At 68.1% G+C, this 21185-nt stretch carries 23 protein-coding genes and 2 pseudogenes; 4 read left to right on the top strand and 21 right to left on the bottom strand.

The window, feature by feature from the left end; translation table 11 throughout:
* The 3 genes and pseudogenes from ACIHFE_RS31835 to ACIHFE_RS31825 form a co-directional block, all read right to left on the bottom strand.
* A pseudogene (locus ACIHFE_RS31835) lies at positions 1-443 on the bottom strand (NAD-dependent malic enzyme); the annotation flags it as partial.
* Positions 444-488: 45 nt separating this feature from the next.
* The gene (gene aspA / locus ACIHFE_RS31830; protein ID WP_400112159.1) at positions 489-1952 is read right to left on the bottom strand and encodes an aspartate ammonia-lyase; all 1464 of its coding nucleotides are present in this window, start codon (positions 1950-1952) and stop codon (positions 489-491) included.
* A 51-nt stretch (positions 1953-2003) separates the two neighbouring features.
* Entirely contained in the window at positions 2004-3017 is a 1014-nt protein-coding gene (locus tag ACIHFE_RS31825) for an asparaginase (RefSeq protein WP_400112158.1), read from the bottom strand.
* Between the two features lie 150 nt (positions 3018-3167).
* Here ACIHFE_RS31825 and ACIHFE_RS31820 point away from each other — a divergent pair, with 150 nt between their 5' ends.
* Positions 3168-3623 (top strand): Lrp/AsnC family transcriptional regulator, encoded by a 456-nt coding sequence (locus ACIHFE_RS31820; RefSeq protein WP_400112156.1) that lies wholly within the window; start codon positions 3168-3170, stop codon positions 3621-3623.
* Here the strand turns inward: ACIHFE_RS31820 and ACIHFE_RS31815 are convergent.
* Positions 3589-3933, bottom strand: a pseudogene (locus ACIHFE_RS31815) (serine hydrolase); the annotation flags it as partial. The gene ACIHFE_RS31820 and the pseudogene ACIHFE_RS31815 sit on opposite strands and share 35 nt — an antisense overlap.
* A 122-nt stretch (positions 3934-4055) precedes the next feature.
* Between ACIHFE_RS31815 and ACIHFE_RS31810 the strand changes: the two are divergent.
* Positions 4056-4409, top strand: coding sequence for a zinc ribbon domain-containing protein YjdM (locus tag ACIHFE_RS31810; protein ID WP_400112154.1), 354 nt, complete (start codon positions 4056-4058; stop codon positions 4407-4409).
* Positions 4410-4418: 9 nt separating this feature from the next.
* Here the strand turns inward: ACIHFE_RS31810 and ACIHFE_RS31805 are convergent, their stop codons facing one another.
* The 14 genes from ACIHFE_RS31805 to ACIHFE_RS31740 form a co-directional block, all read right to left on the bottom strand.
* Positions 4419-5096 (bottom strand): GAP family protein, encoded by a 678-nt coding sequence (locus tag ACIHFE_RS31805; protein ID WP_400112152.1) that lies wholly within the window; start codon positions 5094-5096, stop codon positions 4419-4421.
* Between the two features lie 162 nt (positions 5097-5258).
* Positions 5259-5888, bottom strand: a complete 630-nt coding sequence (locus tag ACIHFE_RS31800; protein ID WP_400112150.1) for a DUF6875 domain-containing protein — start codon at positions 5886-5888, stop codon at positions 5259-5261.
* The gene (locus ACIHFE_RS31795) at positions 5885-6508 is read right to left on the bottom strand and encodes a hypothetical protein (protein ID WP_400112148.1); all 624 of its coding nucleotides are present in this window, start codon (positions 6506-6508) and stop codon (positions 5885-5887) included. The genes ACIHFE_RS31800 and ACIHFE_RS31795 overlap by 4 nt, the downstream gene beginning before the upstream one ends.
* Before the next feature lie 14 nt (positions 6509-6522).
* The gene (locus tag ACIHFE_RS31790; protein WP_400112146.1) at positions 6523-7926 is read right to left on the bottom strand and encodes a pyridoxal phosphate-dependent decarboxylase family protein; all 1404 of its coding nucleotides are present in this window, start codon (positions 7924-7926) and stop codon (positions 6523-6525) included.
* A gap of 333 nt (positions 7927-8259) precedes the next feature.
* Positions 8260-8694, bottom strand: coding sequence for a helix-turn-helix transcriptional regulator (locus ACIHFE_RS31785; protein ID WP_400112145.1), 435 nt, complete (start codon positions 8692-8694; stop codon positions 8260-8262).
* Between the two features lie 48 nt (positions 8695-8742).
* Complete coding sequence (locus ACIHFE_RS31780) at positions 8743-9153, bottom strand: VOC family protein (protein ID WP_400112142.1); 411 nt, start codon at positions 9151-9153, stop codon at positions 8743-8745.
* A 71-nt stretch (positions 9154-9224) separates the two neighbouring features.
* Positions 9225-9962, bottom strand: a complete 738-nt coding sequence (locus tag ACIHFE_RS31775) for an enoyl-CoA hydratase/isomerase family protein (protein ID WP_400112140.1) — start codon at positions 9960-9962, stop codon at positions 9225-9227.
* Positions 9963-10077: 115 nt separating this feature from the next.
* Positions 10078-10242 (bottom strand): DUF6191 domain-containing protein, encoded by a 165-nt coding sequence (locus ACIHFE_RS31770; protein WP_400112139.1) that lies wholly within the window; start codon positions 10240-10242, stop codon positions 10078-10080.
* A gap of 32 nt (positions 10243-10274) precedes the next feature.
* Positions 10275-10733: a PaaI family thioesterase gene (locus tag ACIHFE_RS31765; RefSeq protein ID WP_400112137.1), complete on the bottom strand. Its 459-nt coding sequence runs from the start codon at positions 10731-10733 to the stop codon at positions 10275-10277.
* 51 nt (positions 10734-10784) lie between these two features.
* Entirely contained in the window at positions 10785-12050 is a 1266-nt protein-coding gene (locus tag ACIHFE_RS31760) for a beta-ketoacyl-[acyl-carrier-protein] synthase family protein (RefSeq protein WP_400112165.1), read from the bottom strand.
* A gap of 35 nt (positions 12051-12085) precedes the next feature.
* Positions 12086-12361 carry an acyl carrier protein gene (locus tag ACIHFE_RS31755; protein ID WP_400112135.1) on the bottom strand — a complete coding sequence of 92 codons (276 nt, stop codon included), beginning with the start codon at positions 12359-12361 and terminating at the stop codon, positions 12086-12088.
* Between the two features lie 67 nt (positions 12362-12428).
* The gene (locus ACIHFE_RS31750; protein ID WP_400112133.1) at positions 12429-14138 is read right to left on the bottom strand and encodes an AMP-binding protein; all 1710 of its coding nucleotides are present in this window, start codon (positions 14136-14138) and stop codon (positions 12429-12431) included.
* Complete coding sequence (locus ACIHFE_RS31745; protein ID WP_400112131.1) at positions 14135-15661, bottom strand: B12-binding domain-containing radical SAM protein; 1527 nt, start codon at positions 15659-15661, stop codon at positions 14135-14137. The genes ACIHFE_RS31750 and ACIHFE_RS31745 overlap by 4 nt, the downstream gene beginning before the upstream one ends.
* On the bottom strand, positions 15658-16968 hold the full coding sequence (locus ACIHFE_RS31740; protein ID WP_400112129.1) for a B12-binding domain-containing radical SAM protein: 1311 nt from the start codon (positions 16966-16968) through the stop codon (positions 15658-15660). Before ACIHFE_RS31740 ends, ACIHFE_RS31745 begins: the two co-directional genes overlap by 4 nt.
* A 322-nt stretch (positions 16969-17290) precedes the next feature.
* Here ACIHFE_RS31740 and ACIHFE_RS31735 point away from each other — a divergent pair, with 322 nt between their 5' ends.
* Positions 17291-17848, top strand: a complete 558-nt coding sequence (locus tag ACIHFE_RS31735; protein ID WP_400112127.1) for a YceI family protein — start codon at positions 17291-17293, stop codon at positions 17846-17848.
* Between the two features lie 6 nt (positions 17849-17854).
* Here ACIHFE_RS31735 and ACIHFE_RS31730 read toward each other — a convergent pair whose 3' ends face one another.
* Positions 17855-18763 carry a LysR family transcriptional regulator gene (locus ACIHFE_RS31730; protein WP_400112125.1) on the bottom strand — a complete coding sequence of 303 codons (909 nt, stop codon included), beginning with the start codon at positions 18761-18763 and terminating at the stop codon, positions 17855-17857.
* A gap of 154 nt (positions 18764-18917) precedes the next feature.
* On the opposite strand from ACIHFE_RS31730, the gene ACIHFE_RS31725 reads away from it, so the two are divergent.
* Entirely contained in the window at positions 18918-19877 is a 960-nt protein-coding gene (locus ACIHFE_RS31725; protein WP_400112124.1) for a zinc-binding alcohol dehydrogenase family protein, read from the top strand.
* A gap of 154 nt (positions 19878-20031) precedes the next feature.
* On the opposite strand, the gene ACIHFE_RS31720 is transcribed toward ACIHFE_RS31725, so the two are convergent.
* Together ACIHFE_RS31720 and ACIHFE_RS31715 are read right to left on the bottom strand one after the other, a co-directional pair.
* The gene (locus tag ACIHFE_RS31720) at positions 20032-20352 is read right to left on the bottom strand and encodes a hypothetical protein (RefSeq protein WP_400112122.1); all 321 of its coding nucleotides are present in this window, start codon (positions 20350-20352) and stop codon (positions 20032-20034) included.
* A gap of 16 nt (positions 20353-20368) precedes the next feature.
* The gene (locus ACIHFE_RS31715; RefSeq protein ID WP_400112120.1) at positions 20369-21175 is read right to left on the bottom strand and encodes a methyltransferase domain-containing protein; all 807 of its coding nucleotides are present in this window, start codon (positions 21173-21175) and stop codon (positions 20369-20371) included.
* Between the last annotated feature and the right edge of the window lie 10 nt (positions 21176-21185).

Raw genomic sequence — 21185 nt, 5'->3', positions numbered from 1 at the left:
CCGTCGGTGACCACGGCCACCGAGTTGCGCTTGATGGTCAGCCGGCGGGCGTCCTCGGGGTTCTCCGCGATCGCCATGCACACCCGGGCCACACCGGGGGTGTAGACCATGGACAGGTCGTCACGGTTGCGAATGGGGTGCTTGGAGGCCATCTCGATCTTGCCGCCGAGATGCATCAGGAAGGTACGGTCGGAGACCTTGCCCACCGTGACGCCCTCGATGTCCCGCAGCCGCTGGACGATCTCCTCGGCATGCGCGGTGGAGGTCGCGGCGACCGTCACATCGATACGCAGCCGCTCATGACCGGACGCGGTGACATCCAGACCCGTCACCGAACCACCGGAGGACTCCACAGCCGTGGTCAGCTGGCTGACCGCCGTACCCCCCGCCGGAACCTCCAGTCGGACCGTCATCGAGTACGAGACGCTAGGCGCCGTTGCCATGAGGGTGATACTTCCTTCTGTTGCTGGTGGGAGGGGAGAGGGGGTTCAGGATGCGAGGGGCGCGGTGGCCCGGGCGTGCGGCCGGGCCAGGTTGTCCGGGTGCAGGATGTCCTTCAACTGCTCAGGGGTGAGCAGGCCCTTGGCCAGGACGAGGTCATGCACCGAGGCGCCGGTGGTCAGTGCCTCCTGGGCGACCGCGGTGGCCTGTTCATAGCCGATGTGCGGGTTGAGCGCGGTGGCCAGGCCGATGGACTGCCCCACCAGGCCCGCCAGGTACTCGCGGTTGGCGGTGATGCCGTTGACGCACCGCTCGGCGAGGGTCAGGCATCCGGCCCGCAGATGGGTCAGGCTCTTGAGCAGGCTGTGCGCGATGACCGGCTCAAAGGCGTTGAGCTGGAGCTGACCGGACTCGGCGGCCATGGTGACGGTGATGTCGTTGCCGATGACCTCGAAGGCGATCTGGTTGACCACCTCGGGGATCACCGGGTTCACCTTGCCCGGCATGATGCTCGAACCCGCCTGTACCGGCGGCAGGTTGATCTCGGCCAGACCGGCGCGCGGGCCGCAGGACAGCAGGCGCAGGTCGTTGCAGGTCTTGGAGAGCTTGACGGCGATCCGCTTGAGCACACCGGAGAGCTGGACGAAGGCGCCCATGTCCTGGGTGGCCTCGACCAGGTCACCGGCGACGGCCAGCGGGATGCCGGTGATCGCGCTGAGGTGGTCGCAGGCGGTCCGGGGGTACCGGGGGTGGGCGTTGAGGCCGGTGCCGATGGCGGTGCCGCCGAGGTTGATCTCGCGCAGCAGGGCGCAGGCCTCGTCCAGGCGGGCCCGGTCCTCGGCCAGCATCACGGCATAGGCCGCGAACTCCTGGCCCAGGGTCATCGGCACCGCGTCCTGGAGCTGGGTACGGCCCATCTTCAGCACATCCGCGAACTCCTCGGCCTTGGCGGCGAAGGCCGTGCGCAGCACCTCCATGGCCTGGGACAGGCGGGCGGCGGCGAGCTGGAGGGAGAGGCGGACCGCGGTCGGGTAGACGTCGTTGGTGCTCTGACCGGCGTTGACGTCCTCCAGCGGGTGCAGATGGCGGTAGTCGCCGCGCTGGTGGCCGAGGAGTTCCAGCGCCCGGTTGGCGACCACCTCATTGGCGTTCATGTTGGTGGAGGTGCCGGCGCCGCCCTGGATGACATCCACCACGAACTGCTCGTGCAGCCGCCCGTCGCGGATCTCGGTACAGGCCCGGACGATCGCGTCCGCCTTGCGCTCGTCCAGCAGTCCCAGGTCGCGGTTGGCCTGGGCGGCGGCCTGCTTGACACAGGCCAGGGCTGTGACGAGGTCGGGGTAGGCGGAGATGGGGGTGCCCGTGATGGGGAAGTTCTCCAGCGCCCGCAGGGTGTGCACGCCGTAGTAGGCGGCCGCGGGCACCTCCCGGTCGCCGAGGAGGTCGTGCTCGGTGCGCGTCTGCGGGTGGTCGTCGTGGGGCGTGGCGGGGCCGGGGACGGATGCCGACATGGAAGGTCCGATCAGGCGGTGGGGGAGCGAGGGGTGGTGGGGGGAGGCGGGTCAGGCGGCGGACAGGTCCGCGGTGGCCGGGGCGGGTGCGGCGCCGAGCGTGTGCCGCAGTGCCCGGGCGCGTCCGGCCGGGTCGCTGTCGGAGAGCAGCGCGGAGAGCAGGGCGATGCGTGCCTGGCCGGCGCGCAGGGTGCCGGTGAGCACCGCTCCGGCGGCCGCCAGGTCCACGGCTCCGCCCTGGGTGTAGATCTCCGCGACCGGGCCGGTGGGGACCCGGGTGGTCAGGGCGACCAGGACGCCACGGGAGACGGCCGCTTCGACGGCCGCGCCGATCTCGGGGGTGGCGTTGCCCGCACCCGTCGCCACCAGGACGATGCCCTGGGCGCCCGCCGCCACGGCGGCGTTGAACAGCAGCGGGTCCCCGTCACAGTGGTGCATCACCATGTCGACCCGGGGCAGCGGCTCGACGGCTGCCGGGAGGGGCAGCGGCGCCGGGCGCTGGGGCCGCCGGTGGATGAGGATGCCGTCCGCCGTGACATCGGCGATCCGGCTGCCGGAGGGGTCGGCGAAGGCGTCGGCGTCCAGCGTCTGCACCTTCACCGTGCCGCGCGCGGCGTGCACCTGACCGTTGAAGACCACCAGCACGCCCAGGTCACGCACCGAGGACGCGGTCAGCAGCGCGTCATGGAGATTGCGCGGACCGTCGCCGTCCGGCGCCTCGAGCGGGCGCTGGGCGCCGGTGAAGACCACCGGGCGCGGGTCGTCATGGTGGAGGTCGAGGAAGAACGCGGACTCCTCCAGGGTGTCCGTGCCATGGGTGACCACGATGCCGTCGACGGCGGGGTCGGCCAGCACCTCACGCACGGCCCGCAGCAGCGTCAGCTGGTGGGCGGTGGTCAGCCGGGCACTGTTCACGCTCATCAGGTCGACGACCCGCACCGTCACACCCTCGGGCACGGTGGCCGTGGCCAGCACGTCCCCGCCCCGGGCCTCGGCCGCGAAACCCGACCCCTGCCAGCGGCTGGCGATCGTCCCGCCGGTGCTGATGACGACGACCTGTCCCACGTCTTCGCTCCTCTTGCGCTTACTTTCCGGTGCCCTGGCGCTTCGCATATCAGTGCGTACGCCGAACGGAGCAACCATAGGACGAATCGGGCGCAATCGGTTTGCCAAGTCAGGCGAGGTTCTGTCGAAAGCGGGGTGGATAATTGCGCAGTGGACCGAATTGACAGAGAAATCCTGCGCGAGCTCCAGAACGACGGCCGCCTGACCATCCAGGAACTGGCTCAGCGGGTCGGCCTCACCTCCTCCCCGTGTATGCGCCGGGTCCGCCAGCTGGAACAGGACGGCGTCATCCAGGGTTACCGGGCGGTGATCAACCCCGAGGCCGTGGGCCGGAGCTTTGAGGTCCTGGTCTCGGTCGAGGTCAAACGCGACCGGGAGGCGGTCGAGACCTTCGAGGCGGCGCTCCAGGAAATCCCCGATGTCATCGAGGCATACCGGCTGTTCGGCAGCCCCGGCTGTCTGCTGCGCATCGCCGTCGCGGACCTCAGTGCGTATGAGCGGTTGTGGATCGAGCGTCTCACCACACTGTCCGGGGTCACCGAGGTGAATTCGCAGATCATTATGAAGCGGGTCAAGGAGCCGCAGGGGTTGCCGGTGGATGGCTGAGGTTCTCGCCGCCAGGTTTCCGGGGGGCTTGACAGGGATGGAGCCGAAGTGCGCTTCGCGGCCGCGTAGCGCCCGGCAAAGCGCTCAATGCCGCGAAAAGCAGCGCGTGATAGCCGAACGCGGTAGCCGGCCGCCAGAACGGGCGCTGCGCGCCGAGGCGTTCGGCGGCGATCCGGTCATCGGCGAGTTCCCCGAGAGTGAAACCCGCGTCCGTGCCGACCAGCCCGGCACGGTGCGACAGCACCGCTCGCAGGATGACGTCCCGCTTGCCTTCGGCGGCGAACTCCGGCCGGTAGTGGCCGACTTCCCGGCGGCGCCCTTGCCGGCGCCACCCACTGCGCCGCCGCGAGCGGAACGGCGCCTGCCCGCGCGGGAACCGGGCGCCGAACGGCGATAGGGGCTCGTGGCGCATTACCGAACTACACTGTCCTGGTGAACGAGAACCTCCCGCCGTGCCCTGAATGCGCCGGCGTGTACACCTACGAAATGGGCACGCTCCTGGTCTGCCCCGAATGCGGCCATGAGTGGACGCCCGCACCCGCCGAGGCGGCGGAAGCGCCGGGGGAGAAGGTGATCCGGGACGCGGTCGGCAATGTCCTCGCCGACGGCGACACCGTCACGGTCGTCAAGAGCCTGAAGGTCAAGGGCCACCCGACCGGTATCAAGGCGGGCACCAAGGTGCGCAATATCCGCCTCGTGGACGGTCCGGACGGCCATGACATCGACTGCAAGGTCGATGGATTCGGCCAGATGCACCTGAAGTCCAGCGTGGTGAAGAAGGCCTGAGCCGCTCCGTCAGGAGACCAGGACGCTGATGCCGTCTCCGAGCAGTTTGAGTCCGAGGACGAAGAAAAGGACCGCCATCACGGCGGCATTGTGCCGGGCAGCCCAGTCCCGCCAGCCGCCGAGAACGTTTTTCGCCCGGTCTCCCAGGAACAGGTACACGCCCAGTGGAGCGAGTACTCCCAGGGAGGCGATGACGACGAAAGCGGCAAGAGCGCCGATCTGCTGTGGGACGGAGATTCCGGCTGAGCTGATCGAGGCACCGGCGGCGATGGTCAGAGGGGCGTTCTTGGCATTGGCCGCCGACAGCAGCAGGCCGAGCCCGAGGATCTTGAGCGGGGTGAAGCGGTCGATCGCCGCCATCCACTTCGGCAACTGCGCCTGGGCGGGGTCGGCGGGGCGGCGGCGCCACTGGCGGGCGCCGAACAGTGCCAGGAGCGCGCCGAGGGCGAGTTTCAGAGCCCCTACCCAGCGCGCAGGGTGCTGATGGGCGGAGGCGCCGCCCGAGCCTCCCACGGCGAGCATGATCGCCCCCAGGGCGGCAAGGCCCAGGACCCAGCCAAGGGCGAAGAGAAGGCCGTTCAGCCGGCCATGGGGCGTGCCCAGGATGAGGATGATGGCCACGATGGGCAGCGGGCTGACCGCGACACCGGCTGCCAGGCCCAGCACATCGCCGACGGCGTGTCCCAAGGTGGCCTCCGCAGCAGTGGTGGAACGGGCGGACCGCGGATCCATCGTTACGTGGCCCAGCGCTCCGCGCACGGTTCGCGCGCCGAACGGGTGTGGTCCGAGCGGCTACCGGGCCGGGAAGTCCCCGGCCCCGCGCTCGCGGAACCGGGGGTACGGGCCTCCCTAGGCCGCCAGCCTGTTCACCAGCTGGTCACGCATCCGCGTGGGTATCCCGGGGGCGAAGCGCTGGAGGTACTGCGCGAGGTGGCGGTCGGTGTTGACCAGGAACGGCAGGTCGAAGACGAGCAGTTGGCGTATCGCGAGCAGGGGTACCGGGGAGCGCAGGGGGCGGAAGTCTTTGTTCCAGAGGCCGGGTTCTTCGCAGACGGGGTGGAACTGGCCGATCATCAGGCCGGCGGCGACGAACTCGTCCTTGGCCGCGGCCTGCAGCGCGTCCAGCTCCGTGGAGTCGGTGGGGTCCAGTTCCGGCAGCACCATGAGCAGGGTCAGCAGTTCGCGTTCGGCCTCGTCCAGCCCGTCGGCCAGTTCCTCGTAGCGGGTGCGCAACTGGGCCACGGCCTCCGGCAGGCTCGCGTCGTGGGACGGCAGGGCCAGCAGGAAGAGGTCCTTGCGCAGGGATGGCTGGGTGTAGGGACAGACGGGGCCGGTGCGGCCCAGCGAGGAATGCCCCTGCACCAGGAACTCCCCGCTCCAGTCGAGCACTTGACGCAAGGGGGCGAGTGATTCCGCGGGCACCCGGCCTGCCGCCACTTCGCTCGCCGACCACACCCGTAGCTTGGTCGCACTGCTCATCGGGGGTCCCTCCACAGCGGGCGCAGCGACGGTCCGTCGCCGGGTAGCACGATCTCGGGTCCGGCGGGGCGGCAGCCGAAGCGGCGGGCCGCGGCCTCGCCGCCGGGCGAGCTCGCCTCCCCGTAGACGCCGACTTCCTGGGCGTCCGCACGGGCCACCACCTCGGCGACAAGTGCCGAGATCCGTCCGGCGCCTTGCGCCGTACCGCGGACGGCCCCGAAGGCCAGGTAGTAGTGGGGCTGGTCAACCGGATGGTGTGCTGCCTGAAGGCGGGAGATGGTGTCCAGGCGCTCGGCGTCCGCGCCGAGCACTTCGGCGAAGCGGCGGTCGTACGCCTCGCCGTGCTCCTCCAGTCGCTCCCAGGCACCGGGCGGGAAGAAGGTCAGTACCGCGTCCTGACCGGAATTGGTCAGCACTCCGTCGTGGGCGAAAGACATATCAAGAAACACCTGGAACATCCCGGGCAGCAACTGCGCCCGGCGGTGGTCATCAGGGGTGATCCAGCGGGTCAGCGGGTCATTGAAGAAGGCTTCGGCCAGTAGTTCGGCGAGCACACCGGCCTCGGCCTGTCTCGCCGGGCGGGGGGTACCCGCACCCGGCGGGGCCAGGAACGTGGACAAGGGTCGTTTCTCCATTAGAAAAGGGGCGGCAGGTCCGAACCCTGGCGTCCCGTGGCCTGGGCGGCGAGTCGCTCCACCCGGGCGTGCAGTCGGTCCGCATGGGTCTCGGCTTCGGGTTTGATCAGGACGCTGCGCAGGACACGGGCCGTTGCGGCGTCCCGGAGCACGGTGGGGTGGCGGTGGGTGAAGTCGTCCGCGTCCACGCGCAGGACGCTCAGGAACACCGGGTCCTCGGCCGCGTTCATGCCCTCGTCCAGCATCCGGGCGGAGGCGGTGTCGACGGCCGACAGCGACCAGGGATGTGTGGCGGGCAGGTAGGTGACGATGTCGAGGTCGGGCTGCTGGTAGAGCTCAAGTGCCGGTGAGGCGCTGAGCAGTTCGGCCCAGCGCACCGCGGCACGGCGGTTGGCGGCGAGGATGCCGCCGAAGCCCTCGCGGGTCAGCGGGAGCAGTTGGAGGGTGAGCCACAGGGCGGCCGCGGCGGCGCCGGGGCGGGAGCACTCCAGGCTGATCTCGCCCAGGTGCAGTTCGGCCTGGGTGAAGTAGGTGTAGGGCGAGTCATGGGCGAGGTAGCGGCTGACGCTGGGGTCGTTGAAGAGGACCGCGCCGCAGCCGTAGGGCTGGAGGCCGTGTTTGTGCGGGTCGACCACGACCGAGTCACAGGCGGCGATGGCCTGCCAGGGCCGCGGATCGATTCCCTCGGGGGTGCCGGAACGGCCCAGCAGCGCGTAGAACCCGCCGTAGGCCGCATCGACATGTACCCGGGCTCCGTGGTGGCGGGCCAGCGGCAGAACCTCGTGCACCGTGTCGACCGCGCCCAGGCCGGTCGTCCCCGCGGTCACCACCACCGTGCCGATACGGCCGGTGGCCAGGATCCGTTCCAGTGCGTCGAGGTCGATGCGTCCATGTCCGTCGGCCGGGACCTGGTGTCCTTCGACGGCGAGGACGTCGCACATGCGCTGATGGGTGTAGTGGGCCTGGGAGCTGTAGGCGATCCCGAGGCCGGGGTGGGCGCGGCGGGCGACATAGAGCGCTTCGAGGTTGGCCATGGTGCCGCTGGTGGTCAGATGGCCCAGCGGCGAGGACAGGCCGAGCATCGCGCCGAGGGCGTCGATGCACTGGCGCTCCATCTCGGTGGTCGCCGGACCGCCTTCGGCCGCATGGTTGTTGGGGTTGAACCGCATCGCGGTGACATAGCCGACAATGGCCGCCGGATGCGGCGGCTTCACCATCTGCCCAGCGTAACGCGGGTGGAAGAAGGGGTAGTTGTCCTCCAGCCGCTTGGCGAACCGCTCGAAGACCGGGGCGAAGGCCGCGTCATCGATCTCCTGGGATGGATGCGGGGTGTAGGGCCCGAACCGCTCCCCCCATCGCTCCATCACCTCTGCCGCACGTGGCAGCCAATGGTGCAGATCCACGGATACCCTCCCCCATAGGCGTGTTGTTCCCCAGGAGTAACCGTAACCGTGTTGTGTGGGGGGCGCGTCTGCGGGGCTCGGTTGCCCGCTTGGCCTGTCACGTCCTGGTGGGGGACGTGAACTCCGGCCGTTCCTGCGGCTTTTGCCGCCGTTGCCATGCCGCTGGGGTGAGATGTGCGGGCGTAATGCGTGGGATTACGCGGGGACGGTTCTGGCACCTGCTGAGCGGAGCGCAGCATTCCGAGGGAGGGGGTGCTGAGTCAACTCGGCCGCCTGGAAACGCACTTGCCGCCACTGGCTCGCTGCCCAGTGGCGGCTGGGTGACGACCTGTGCTACTGGTCCCTGACCGGGCGTGTCACCTGTTTTGCCACACACGGAGGCATCCCCTCCGCGGCGTCGGCGGCCTGGCGTCGGTAGGCGCTCGGCGGCATGCCGACCAGCTCGGTGAAGCGGGTGCTGAAGGTGCCCAGCGATGAGCAGCCGACCGCGAAGCAGACCTCGGTGACGCTGAGGTCGCCACGGCGCAGCAGCGCCATCGCACGCTCGATACGGCGCGTCATCAGGTAGGAGTACGGCGACTCGCCGTAGGCCAGCCGGAACTGCCGGCTCAGATGCCCGGCGGACATATGGGCGCCACGGGCGAGCGCCTCCACGTTCAGCGGCTGCGCATACTCCCGGTCGATCCGGTCCCGGACGCGGCGCAGTCGCGCGAGGTCGCTCAGGCGCTGCGCCGCGGTGCGTTCACGCCCCCACGAGGGGTGACACATCAGAGAACTCCTCTTTGTCCGGGCCGGATCAGTCGTTGACCCGGCGGCTCAGCGAAGTTCCTGGATGCGGACCAGATTGCCCGCGGGGTCGCGGAAGGCGCAGTCGCGGATGCCGTACGGCTGCTCGGTCGGCTCCTGGACGACCTCGGCATCGCGGGCCTGCACCTTCTCGAAGGTGCCGTCGAGGTCCCGGGTGGCCAGCAGGATCCAGCCGTAGGTGCCCTTGGCCATCATCTCGGCGATGGTGCGGCGCTCGTCCTCGGTGACCACGGGGTCGGCGGCCGGCGGCGCCAGGAGGATGGAGGTATCGGGCTGGCCGACCGGGCCGACCGTGATCCAGCGCATCTTGCCCTGCCCGACGTCACTGCGGACCTCGAAGCCGAGGACGTCGCGGTAGAAGGCCAGGGACGCGTCCGGGTCGTCATGCGGGAGGAAGCTGGTGTGAATGGTGATGTCCATGAGGATCAGGCTAGGTGGGCCTCCGGAACCGTGCTTCTCGATTCCTGATCGATCGGGTTCCGGTCTTCTCGCTACCCATGGCGTAGCGACGCCAGGTAGTGGCGCAGGGTTCGGCCGGTGCGCTCGGCACTCCAGAGCTCCAGTACCCGGGGATCGTCTGCCGGCCGGCCGGTGTCCATACGCTCACGGGCGGGCCGGTGGAGCTGATGCTTGGCGAGGGCGTACACATCGGGCGGGGCGGCGCAGAGCCCGTCGGCTCTTCGCAGTGCCGTGCCGAGCAGCAGGTCGGGCTCGATGATCTCGTGGACCAGGCCGACCGACATGGCCTGCCCGGGGGTCAGCCGGCCGGCCTTGAGCACCATCACATCCAGGGCCGGCCCGACGGCATGGCGCATGATCTCCAGGGCCACCGTGGGGAAGGGGACGCCCGCCGCGAGCTCGGAAAGTCCGATGGTGCCGCCCGACATCAGCCGAATGTCGCAGGCGGCCGCCAGCACGCATCCGCCGGCCAGCGCATGACCGTTCACCGCGGCGACCACCGGCTTTGGATGATCAAACAGGGAGAGCATGGCGAGACTCAGCGCCGGCAGGAATTTCTCGACATAGGGAGGACCGCCGTCGACTATCCGCTTCAGATCGACACCGGCCGAGAAGGACCGCCCGCTGCCGGTCAGCACTATGGCGCGGGCGCCGGCGAGGGCGGCCAAGGTTGTGGGAAGGGCGGTGAGCAACTCCAGATCCAGCGCGTTCACCGGCCCGTGGTGCATATTCAGGATGGCGATACCGTCATGGTCGGCTGTCTCGATCATCCGGCAATCCTTGTCGGCGCCGGGTCGCGAGGCCAGGGGGAATCAGGTCGTGCCTGAGTCTGTGACCAGGACCCTGGCAAGCGCGGCCCGCGCGCGTCCCAGGGATCGAGTGCGACTATCCCTGCCGGGGGCGTATCACCACGTGCCCCGAGTCGAGGTCCACCGGGCCGCGGCCCGGGTCGGCGTCGCCGGTGTCCTCGCGCGTGAGTTCCAGCCGGTTTCTCTCTTCCTCGGTGTGCGCTCGGCCTGGCGCGAACAGTTCCTCGACTACGTTGAACATCTCAACTCCCTCGCGGCGCCGTCCCTTTCAGTCTAGGCTGACGCAGGTGAGTCGTCGTAGCCGTCAAGCTCGGTGAGCAGGATCTTCGACACCACATAGGTGCCCTGACCGGCCGCCACGAGCTTGCCGCTGTCGGAGTAGACGTCGCTGCGCGCCACATAAAGGGACTTCCCCGCGGTCACCACCTCGCCGACCGCGTAGATGCCCTCTTTCCGCACCGGCCGGACCAGGTTGATGTGGTAGTCGACCGTGAGCACGCTGTAGGTCTCCTCCATCGAGTTGGCCGCCATGAATCCGGCGGTGTCACCGACCTCGAAGAGCATGGCGGCATGCAGGAAGTCCGCGTTCTGTGTGAGATCACCGTGGAACGGAATGGCAACCCGGGCGACGCCGGCCTTCTCGATCGTGATCGTCTTGTTCAGGAACCGGGAGATCCGGCAGTTCATACAGCAGCGAGTGAGCTTCTCGAAGTGCGTCGATGAGGCGCTCATGGCGGTGCTCCTTCTGAGTGCGGTGCGGTGCGATGCGGTGCGGTGGCGTGGCTATGCGCGTGACACGATCAGGCTGGCGTTGATCCCCCCGAAGCCGAACGCGTTGATCAGGCAATGGCGCACCTCGGCCGGTCGGGACTCACATGCGATGTCGATGTCGGCGAACGACGGATCGGTTCGTTCGAGTTTCGCGGTCGGCGGCACGGTCTGGCAGCGGAGCGCCATCAGCGCACCGGCGAGGTTCATCGGGCCGTTCGCGGCAAAGGTGTACCCCGTATGTCCTTTGATCGAAGTGACGATCGGCTTCCGGCGGGCGCCGGCCGTCATGGAACGCACTGCCTCGAGCTCGGCGGCATCGCCCTGGATCATGCCGGAAGCCTGCGCGAACAGGCAATCGATCGCATCCGGTTCCAGCGAGGCGTCGGCCAGCGCGCCGGCCATGCACCGTGCGGCATGACGGGGCGAGACGCCGGTGAGGTCATCGCAACCACTGTTGCCGGCAAAGCCGGTCAGTTCGCCGTGAATCACCGCACCGCGTGCTTCGGCATGGGCGCGATCCTCCAGCACAAAGACGGCGGCCGCCTCGCCGACGACCATGCCATCCCGCTCACAATCGAAAGGGCGGGGTGTGGCCGCCGGATCGTCGCGCCGGCTGAGCGCGTTCATCGCCTCGAAACCGGAATAGGTGATGGGAGTGGTCACCGCTTCGGCACCTCCGGCAAGTACCCAGGAATGGGCGCCGGACTGGATCGCGCGCATCGCCTGGCCCAGTGCCTGACAGCCGCCGGCACAAGCACCGGCGACGGTCATCTGCTCCCCCTCGATCCCATGGCGCAGCGCGATCGCACTCGCCGCCATGTTCGGGATAAGAGAGGGGATCAGAAACGGGCTGGTCTTGCGCACACCCCGCTGCTCCTGCCTCAGCACACCGGCCTCGATACTGGGCAGGCCCCCCATGGCCACACCAAGAAAGACGGCCCCGCCGGGCGGACAACCCGGCGCCGCCGCCCTGGCGTTGGAGTGGCCGGGAAGGCTGGGCCGGTTCTCCGTCGCCGGGAGGAAACCGCTGTCCTCCAGCGCCCGGTCCGCGGCGAACAGCGCATAGCGCACAAACGCGCTCATCCGCTTGATCTCGAACTGGAAGGGGCCCGGCGGAAAGGTCACCACGGTGTCATCGATCTGGCCGGCAAACCGACTGCGGAACCGGCCGGGATCGAAGCGCGTCAGTGGAACGATCCCCGAGCGCCCGGCCAGCAGTCCGCGCCATAGATCCTTGACCGTGGAGCCGAGCGGGCAGACCACACCCATACCGGTCACCACTACGCGGCGCCGCCGCACTGATGCAGACCGTGTCACGCCGGCTGCGGCCGCGCGTTCTGCAAGTCCCTTATGTAGTCCACGAGATCCTGCATCCTCTCCAGGGTGCCCACCACGGAGTCGTCGAACTCCAAGCCGAAACAGTCCTCCATATACAGCAGCAACTCGACCATCTTGAGCGAGCTCATCCCCTCGATGGAGGTGGAGAAATGTGACTCGGGAGTGAGATGGGAAACATCGGTTTCCACGAACTCACCGATGTGGTGGACGATCTTTTCGAAGAGCTCCTGGTCCTGCTTTTCATCCTGCATCGGGGTACACCTCTCTATCGCTTGTACTCGCGGGCTCAGTTGGCCGGCGGGGCGTTCCGCGCAGCCGTCAGGCAAGGGGCGTTCCGGAGCGGCGCGCGGTGAGCCGTTCCTCGATCAGCTTCCGGCACAGATGGCGCTGGATCTTGCCGCTGGTGGTCCGGGGGAGTTCGGCCCTTCTGACCCAGTGGAAGGTGACCCCGCTGATGCCGAAAACCTCCGCGAGCGCGTCGCTCACCTGGCCGGTGATGGTCCGCCGGTCTCGGCCGTCCGCGAGCCGCTCATCGAGCAGCAGATGCAGCTGCTCGGTCCGCAACGCCGGATCGAGGACTCCGACCGCAACGACCGCCGGGGTGCGCGGACTTGCCGATACGGACTCCACAAAGGTCTCCAGCTGGTCGGGGATGTAGTTGCGCCCCCCGATGATCACGAGGTCCTTGCGGCGACCGGTGACATACAGCTCTCCCTCGACCTGATAGCCGAGGTCGCCCGTGCGGAGAAAGCCATCCGCTCGCTTGAGCTGATCACCGGCTGTGCCGGTCCGCGCAGGGCCCGGCTCGGGAAGATAGCCGTCGATCACACTCGGTCCGGACACCTCGATCTCGCCGATGGTGCGATCGGGCAGTGGCCCGCCGTCCGCGTCGGCCACCCGCAGCACATGGCCGGGCAGCGCCCGCCCCACGCACATCATGCTTGTGGTCCGCGGATCCGTGACCGGGCGGGGCTCGGCACGGCCACCCGCGGCGGCTTCCGCATCGACTCGGTCGACCGAGTACGGACGGCCGATATCGGAGATGGTGACCGCGAGGGTCGCCTCCGCAAGTCCGTATACCGGCCGGAGCGTTGTCCCGGACAGGCCGAAGCCGCCGAATGCCGACTGGAACTCGCGCATGGTGGCCTCGTGCACCGGCTCCGCCCCGCACAGGGCGACACGCCAGGCCGACAGATCGAGATCGCTGGGCGGGCGCCGCCCGGCGACGCGTGCGCAGATATGGAAGGCGGAGCTGGGGGCGGGGGAGAGGGTGCCCCGGTAGCGGCTGATCCAGTGCAGCCATGACATCGGGTTCCGCAGGAAGTTGACCGGATCCGACAAGACCATGGGGATGCCGGCGCAGAGCGCATAGGAAATCCCGATGAGCCCCATGTCATGGAACAGGGGCAGCCAACTCACCAGCGAGTCATCGGGATTTCCCTGGATCGCCTCGGCAATCGCCCGGACATTGGCGACGATATTGCCGTGCCGGACCATGGCCAGCTTGGGTGCGCCCGTCGAGCCGGAGGTCGCCTGGAGATGAGCGAGCGAGTCCGGCGTCGGGCGCGGTGAGGCCGGCTCGAACGGGGCGTCGCCCAGGGCGCCGGGGGTGATGACCGGAATCGGCAGCAGGGGCGCGAGCGTCTTCTCCAACTCCGGGGTGGTGATGACCCGTTTGGCCTGTGCGCGTGCGGCGATCCCCTGGAGGCTCGCCGCATAGTGCGCGGTACGGCCGTCCATCGGCTCGGCCACGATGACCGGCACGACTCCGGCGTACAGGCAGCCGAGATAGACCGAGAGGAAGTCGCGCGAGGTGGGCAGGATGACAATGACACGGTCCGCTTCGCCGATCCCCTGCGCCCGGAATCCGGCCACGGCCTGTCCCAGCAGGCGGTACACCTCCGCATAGCTGAGTGTGAACTCGTCCTCGGACCGCTCGATCACACGGAACGCCAACCGGTCCGGAGTACGGCTGACGCTGTCGAGCAACGCGCCGATGACGGTCTGCGCCCGATGCGCGTCCGTCACCGGGCGTATCCCTTCACAAAGTGCAGATCGGTGCGCTTGGAGGACTGTGCCAGCCAGTCGCGGAGCTCCCCATGGCGCGAGTCGAAATCGGCCTTCAACAAGTCCTCCTTCAGTGTTCCGGAAGAGGTGTAGTAGGGCTTCTCGAGCTCCTCCAGGAAGCGGATGTGCTGTTCCATGCCGGCCCGGCCGCGTTCAACGCTGCGGGCGTACGCCTTGAGCCGGGCCCGCCGCTGCGGACGCTGCTCGATCTCAAAGGCCCGCTTGAAGAAAATGCCGTAGCTGTCGAGGATGCCGCGCTGCAGTTCGCTGGGGCGCATATGGCGCGGGTAGATGCCTACGAACGAATAGTGCTGGTAGGTGGGCACCTCCATGATGATGCGGTGGTCCTCGATGTCCTGACGGGCCCCGTACAGCAGGTCCTGGAACGGGTATTCCGCGAGACATACGAAAACCGGGTGCATAATGCGTGCTTCGGCACACCAGTATGCGGTGGCCTCGATCGCCCGGCGGTCCTGGACATCCAGGCCGAAGATGATGGCCGAGTGAATGGCTATGTCGTTCTCGGCGAAGCGCAGGAGGCGCCGGGTCTGTTCGGAGGGATCGACTCGCTTGTTGAACGCCTGAAGGACACTTGGGTCCTCCGACTCCACTCCGAGACAGTACTCCTCGAATCCCGACCGCTTGAGGTCAAGGACCAGATCCATGTCATCGGCATGGTTGACCCGGCTCATTGCGATGAACTTGTAGTCGCGATCACGGAAGGTCTCGGCGATCTCCCGGCAATAGCTCTTGCGGGTTGTGAAGTTGAGGTCCGTGACATAGAACCGGTTGCAGCCGGTCTGCTGGTAGATGGCGTCCAGCTCGCTGCGCACATCTTCCGCGGTCTTGGTGCGGAACCGCCGTCCGAGCAGCCGGATCGCATAGCAGAACGAGCAGTCGAAGGGGCAGCCCCGGGACATGGAGACCGTTGCCCAGTGGAGCTGTGGCGCCCGGGCCAGGAACTTGGGGTTGATCGCGTTGGCGATATTGCTGTAGCGGGCGATCTTGCTGAGGGTGAGGGTGCCATTGGCGCCGATGTAGGCCAGGTTGTCGACCTCGGTGACGGGATCGCCGGCCTCCAGGGCGTTGATGAGCTGGACGGACGGGATCTCGCCTTCGGCGATCACCGCATAGTCCGCGTAGCGCAATGCCTCATAGGGCGCGAATGCGGCGTGCGGACCACCCATGATCACCACACAGCCGGGGCGCTTCTCGCGCTGGATCAGTTCCAGCGTCTCGATGTTGGACCAGAAGTGCGTGGCGAGCGCCGAGATCAGGATGTAGTCGTAACTGGCCAGCGGAAAGTTCTCGGGTTTCTCGCCCCAGAACATCTGGCACATCTCGACATGCGCGTCCGGGAACTCCTGCTGAATGAACGAAGCGACGTAATAGATGCCGTCGTTGTAGGTCGTCGCCAGCGTCGATGCGTCGGGATATGCCTCATGGAACCCGAGCTGAACGCAGAGAATGCTGAGACTCTTCATGACGCGGCCGACCCCGAGGGGCTGACCGGCGCCGTGCCGTGCCGGTGCGCAAGCTGCCTGCGTACCTTGTCCTTCATCTCCTGTTTGAGCCTGGCGGCGATGCGGTTGGGATCGTTGACCCGGCGCTGGCCCCAGGCCAGCAGATCGCGTGCTTCGCTGCGGTTCATCTTGGGGTGCTTCCACACCAGGTTGTACAGGTCGTGCTTGCTGAGATCCGGCTCGTCGATCAGGTGCTCCATCTGCCGGTAGAGGCGGGTGCGGTGGAACGGCGTCAGCAGCGTCAGCTGGCAGGCGAACAGCCCTTCCTCATTGAGCTGTTCGATGTCGTACTGCATGTCCTCGATGCTGTCCTCGGCGAACCCGACCATAAAGGTGCCAAGCGCCCGGCGGCCGTTGTCGATCAGTTCGCGCACCGTCTGCCGGACGTTGTAGACGTCATCGCGCTTCTTCACATCGGCGATGTTCTTGTCACGGTAGGACTCGATGCCGACGATCGCTCCGTCCATATAGCGATCGGTGAGTTCGGGTATGCGGCCCCGGATCAGATCGGCGCGGGTCAGACAGATCCAGGGCAGTTCACGTTCCGCCAGGGCGTCCACGACCTGCTCGGCCAGCTGATTGGTGAGGAAGAAGCTCTCGTCGTAGATGATGACGTGGGCGACCTTCGCCTCCCGGTACTCGTCGAGTGCCGCGTACATGTCCTCCATGAAGATGGCTTCTTCTTTGGGGTTGAAGATCGGCGTCGAGCAGAAGGTGCAGCCGATATTGCATCCGCGTTTGGAGTAGAGGTATCCGACCGGCGAGCTCACTCCACGGAAGCCGCTCTGTCCCAGCATTGCCGGGTGCCGTACCCGGGGGAGCGGTGTGCCGTATACGTACTGATGGAGCGGAAACTCCCCCGCCCCTTTCACCAGCCTGGTGAAGTAACTTTCGATGCCGGGCGAGAGAACGCCGTAGTTGCCGCCCCAGATCTCCGGAACGCCGGCCTCCCGGGCGACCTTGGCCATTTCGATCGCGACCGGGGTGGACCAGGTGTAGAAGCTGATGCCCACCATGTCCCAGGTCTCGGACTCCAGCGCGGCCCGGTATTCCTGCCAGGTCGGATACTCAAGGATCTCGATGTCCGGCACATTGTGTTTGAGGAATCGAAGGCCGGTCGGCGGACAGGACACGGATAACCGGTCCTCGAGGTCCACCGCGCATGTCCAGGCCATATAGGTGTCGGTCCGGTCGTACCAGTTGCCGCCGACTCCATTGGGCTCGACCAGGGCTTCTTTGGGAGCCGTTGTCAGGAGCACCTTCTTCATCGCCGTCCCCCTCCGCTCCGCCGGAGTGCCTCGGTGAACAGCACTCCGCGTAGCCGCGCGTGGATCTTGCTGGTAAAGGCATCTCGAATCTATGAGCGACCCATCTTTTGTGTCAACCCGCCTGCTGTGCTTTGGTTATGGGGTCTGCGGGGCCCGTGTTGCATGATCAATAAACGGGGTCTTCGGGCCCGGGAGCTTCCCCGTCCAACCCGGACGGCCGCTCCGGAGTGGCCATCGAGAACAGGTGATTCGAAACTATTGCGGAGAGTGTCGTTTACCGTCGCTTCATGGGATGGTTCATCCCCTGTTGGGAGAGCTGCTGATGGCCGCCACCAGATGGTTCTTCGAAGCCGGCCACACCGCCGCCGAGTTCAGTGCCCGGCATATGATGATCACCTGTGTGCGTGGGCAGTTCAAGAACGTTCAGGGCCGGCTGGAGGTCGACCCGGACAACCCGGAGGGCGCAAAGGCGGAAGCGACCATCGACGCCACCCAGGTGTACACCGGCCAGCCCGAGCGTGATGCCCATCTGCGCAGTGCCGATTTCTTCGATGCCGAGCACCATCCCACCTGGACCTATGCCAGCTCCCGCATCCAGCGGGTCGGCCCCAATGAGTTCGAGGTCACCGGTGACCTCACCATTCGTGGCACCACCCGGCCGGTCACCTTCGAGGTCACCTACCTGGGGCAGTGGGACACCCCGTGGTGGGAGGACGGCCGCGACCTCGGGCCCCGCCGCAGGGCGGGCTTTCTCGCCCGTGCCCGGATCAACCGGCATGACTTCGGCGTGAGTTGGAACGACAAGCTGGATCGTGGTGGCGTGGTGGTCAGTGACCTGGTAGATGTCACCGTCGATGTCGAGGCCGTCCGGGAGTCGTAAGGCCGGTCATGGGCCCAGCCTGCCGCGTTCACCGCGCAGTTCTCTGATGAGCTCCCGGACGGCCGTGCTTCGCGCCAGCTCATGGGTGGTGACAAAGCCCACCGTACGGGTCGGCGGATCCGCGCCGAGATCCATGACGGCCACCGAGGGCGGCGCTTCGGCCGCGATCATGCGGGGCACGATGGCCATGCCCATTCCATGCGCCACCATGGACAGAACCACGCTGTCATCCGCCACATCGATCGTGGTGGCCGGGATCCAGTTCTGTCCGGCGAACCAGCCCCTGGTGCGGGAGGAGCAGTTCTCGTCCCAGTTGACCAGGGGCAGGCGGCGCGGGTCGCGGCTGCCCGCCGGATGGATCAGCACATGGGGCTCTTCGAAGAGGGTGACCGAGACCAGTCCCGCGGCGTCCGGTATGCGGTGCGGCAGGCTGGCGATGGCCAGATCGGCGCGGCCTGCCACCACCTCTCCGGCGGCGCCCGGCCCGATTTCCCGCACGACGGCGACCCGGGGGACCACCTGGGGGTGGCGCGCGGCCAGCCGCGACAGCGCCGCGGGGAGCAGAGCGGCGGCGGCGCTGCGGAAGGTCGCTATGCGCAGCGTGGTCGACAAGGTGCCCGACGCGGCCGCCACCGCGTCCGTCCGCATCACCTCGAGGAGGCGCAGCACACCGCGCGCATGGGCCGCGACCCGCTCGCCCGCGGGAGTCGGGCGGGCGCCATGGCGGCCGCGATCGAAGAGCACCGCGCCCACCTTCCGCTCCACGGTCCGTATGCAGTGGGAGACCGCGGACTGGGTCAGCCCCAGTCGCTTCCCCGCGGCGGAGAAACTGCCTTCCTGCGCGACGGCCACGATGACACGCAGTTCGGCGGGGGTGGGGTCGGCGGTGGCCGGAGCCGGAGTTGTGGTGGTCACCGGAGGACTCTAGCGCTTCCATGAAGACCCTTCATGGAAAGTGGTGTTCCATCGATATCTACTGGTGATCAAGAGCCCCGCCCACCGTCTACGGTCGCGGTACGCCGGTTACGGCAATGAGTTGGGCACCTGATGAAAGGACCACACACGCACCATGCGCGCCATTGAGATCACCCGATTCGGCGGGCCCGAGGTCCTGGAGCTGGCCACGGTTGCCGAACCCGCCGCCGGGCCGGACCAGTTGCTGATCGAGGTCACCGCGGCAGGCGTCAACTACGCCGATATCCTCCGGGCCGCGGGTACCTATACAGGCGGCGTCGAGCTGCCCTTCGTCCCGGGCAGTGAAGTCGCCGGCCGTACCGAGGACGGCCGCAGGATGGTGGCCCTCACCCCGGGCGGAGGCGGCTATGCGGAACGGGCCGTGGTCAGAGCCGCTGACGCCCTCGAGATACCGGACAAGGTCAGCGACGCCGAGGCATTGGCACTGCTGGTCCAGGGACTGACCGCCTGGCATTTGTTGCGCCGTTCTGCCCGCCTGGTCCGGGGCGAGTCCGTGGTCGTCAATGCCGCGGCGGGCGGGGTCGGCACCCTCGCGGTGCAACTGGCCCGCGAATTCGGTGCGGGACGCGTGATCGCCGCCGCGTCCACCGAGGACAAGCGCACCCTCGCGCTCGCTCTGGGTGCCGATACGGCCATTGACAGCGATCCGCAGGGCTATGCCGAGCGCGTACGAAAGGCCAACGGGGGACAGCCCGTTGATGTGATCCTCGACGCCAACGGCGGCCCTGCCCTGCCGGCCGCGTTGCCCGCGCTCGCCCAGTTCGGGCGACTGATCAGCTATGGTGACGCCTCCCGGCAGGGCCGCCCTCACATGGACCCCGTTCTCCTCGCCGAGGGCAACCTGACCGTCGCCGGCTTCTGGCTCCGGCCGGCGCTCTCCCTCCCCGGCACATACCGCGAACCGCTCACGGAGCTGCTGGCCCTCACCGCCCAGGGCCGCCTGCGCCCGGTCACCGGTGCCGGCTATCCGCTTGCCCAAGCGTCCAAAGCCTTCGCGGACATGGCCCTGCGCGGTACCACGGGCAAAGTGACGCTGCGCCCCGATCTCCCGTAGGCCCGGTCGGCCGCGCCATCGTCGCTGCCTTCCCCTGCCCCGGCAGTGGGAGGTCGCGCGGACCGAGTTCGGTGACCGCCCAGTCGGTCATAGCGTCGCCGTACCGGCGACGGTCCGCATGTCCTATGTGTTCTGACGCGTACCGCCGCTTCGTCTAGTCGGTCCAGCGGCAGGCGGCGGTGCCGTCGTCGTATATGCGCAGCAGGAACTCGGCGACCGGCGCGCCGTCCGGCAACATCAAGGTGAGCGCACTGTGGATCCGGGTGTAACAGACCTCGGCCCGTTCCCAGTCGTCCGCGTCGAGGGCCTGCTCCTGCTCGCTGAAGACGGGTCGGAACTCTTCGAAGGCAGGCAGGGTTTCGGCCTTGGCGTGGGTCCACGGCATATCGGTCTCGGTGACGGTCAGGCGGGCGATCTCCTGATCGCCATGGTGGAGGCGCCAGATGCTGCCGGGGCTCAGGTTCGGGTTTGTCATGGGGACATGATGGTGCTCACCACTGACAGCCGGTGCGCCGGGCGACGCTGAGCTGAGTGAGGTAGCGCTTGGTCACGCGGCCGCCGTGCCTGCGGTCGATGAGGTCGCCGATGCACTCCAGCAGACCGTCGCGGGCCGCTGCGGGCAGGGCCCGGTGGCCGGAGTAGGTGCGCAGCAGATCCAGGTACTCCCGGGTGGAATAGGTCAGTTCGCGTTCATAGCGGCGGAAGAGCGCCGGGCCGAAGCGCCCGGAGGCGTCCAGTTCCGTATGGTCCTCGGGGATTTCGGTGGCCGGCGGCAGCCGCAGGCCGGGCGGGGTCGACGGGTCGAAGCGTTCGTAGCAGTCCTGCACTTCGGCGAAGAAGCCCGTGCTGCCGCCGGCGATGTGATGAGTGGAGACGGTGGCCAGGGCGCCCGACGGGCGCAGGGCATCGGCCGCCTTGGTCATACGGATCGCGGGGTCGATCCAGTGGAAGGAGGTTGCCGCCAGGACCAGGCCGAAGGGCTCCGGGGGCAGTGGCCAGTCCTCGAAGGCGGCGACCACGATCTCCACGCCGGGGAAGCCGGCCAGGTTGCGGCGGGCCGCCGCGGCCATCCGCGCGCCCAGTTCCACCGTGGTGATCCGGTAGCCCCGGGCCGCCAGGGGGAGGGTGGCCTGCCCGGTGCCGCAGCCGATCTCCAGGATCCGGGAGTCCGGGGTGATGCCGGTGAGTTCGGCGAGGTCGTCGAAGACGGCGGGCGGGTAGCCGGGGCGGACGCGGTCGTAGAGTTCCGCCGCCTCGGTGAAGGTCTGCCGCAGTCGCTCGCGGTTCGGCTCGGTCACGGGGGAACGG

Source organism: Streptomyces sp. NPDC052396 (genome assembly GCF_044593195.1).
Taxonomy (GTDB): domain Bacteria; phylum Actinomycetota; class Actinomycetes; order Streptomycetales; family Streptomycetaceae; genus Streptomyces.
The sequence above is the reverse complement of the archived record's forward strand: the minus strand, read 5'-3'. Positions and strand labels throughout refer to the sequence as shown.

Excerpts from the sequence above, each read along its gene's own strand:
- aspA (WP_400112159.1), bottom strand. The coding sequence starts at position 1,952 with ATGTCGGCATCCGTCCCCGGCCCCGCCACGCCCCACGACGACCACCCG.
- ACIHFE_RS31800 (WP_400112150.1), bottom strand. The coding sequence starts at position 5,888 with ATGAGCAGTGCGACCAAGCTACGGGTGTGGTCGGCGAGCGAAGTGGCG.
- ACIHFE_RS31785 (WP_400112145.1), bottom strand. The coding sequence starts at position 8,694 with ATGTGTCACCCCTCGTGGGGGCGTGAACGCACCGCGGCGCAGCGCCTG.
- ACIHFE_RS31780 (WP_400112142.1), bottom strand. The coding sequence starts at position 9,153 with ATGGACATCACCATTCACACCAGCTTCCTCCCGCATGACGACCCGGAC.
- ACIHFE_RS31775 (WP_400112140.1), bottom strand. The coding sequence starts at position 9,962 with ATGATCGAGACAGCCGACCATGACGGTATCGCCATCCTGAATATGCAC.
- ACIHFE_RS31770 (WP_400112139.1), bottom strand. The coding sequence starts at position 10,242 with ATGTTCAACGTAGTCGAGGAACTGTTCGCGCCAGGCCGAGCGCACACC.
- ACIHFE_RS31765 (WP_400112137.1), bottom strand. The coding sequence starts at position 10,733 with ATGAGCGCCTCATCGACGCACTTCGAGAAGCTCACTCGCTGCTGTATG.
- ACIHFE_RS31755 (WP_400112135.1), bottom strand. The coding sequence starts at position 12,361 with ATGCAGGATGAAAAGCAGGACCAGGAGCTCTTCGAAAAGATCGTCCAC.
- ACIHFE_RS31745 (WP_400112131.1), bottom strand. The coding sequence starts at position 15,661 with ATGAAGAGTCTCAGCATTCTCTGCGTTCAGCTCGGGTTCCATGAGGCA.
- ACIHFE_RS31740 (WP_400112129.1), bottom strand. The coding sequence starts at position 16,968 with ATGAAGAAGGTGCTCCTGACAACGGCTCCCAAAGAAGCCCTGGTCGAG.
- ACIHFE_RS31735 (WP_400112127.1), top strand. The coding sequence starts at position 17,291 with ATGGCCGCCACCAGATGGTTCTTCGAAGCCGGCCACACCGCCGCCGAG.
- ACIHFE_RS31725 (WP_400112124.1), top strand. The coding sequence starts at position 18,918 with ATGCGCGCCATTGAGATCACCCGATTCGGCGGGCCCGAGGTCCTGGAG.
- ACIHFE_RS31720 (WP_400112122.1), bottom strand. The coding sequence starts at position 20,352 with ATGACAAACCCGAACCTGAGCCCCGGCAGCATCTGGCGCCTCCACCAT.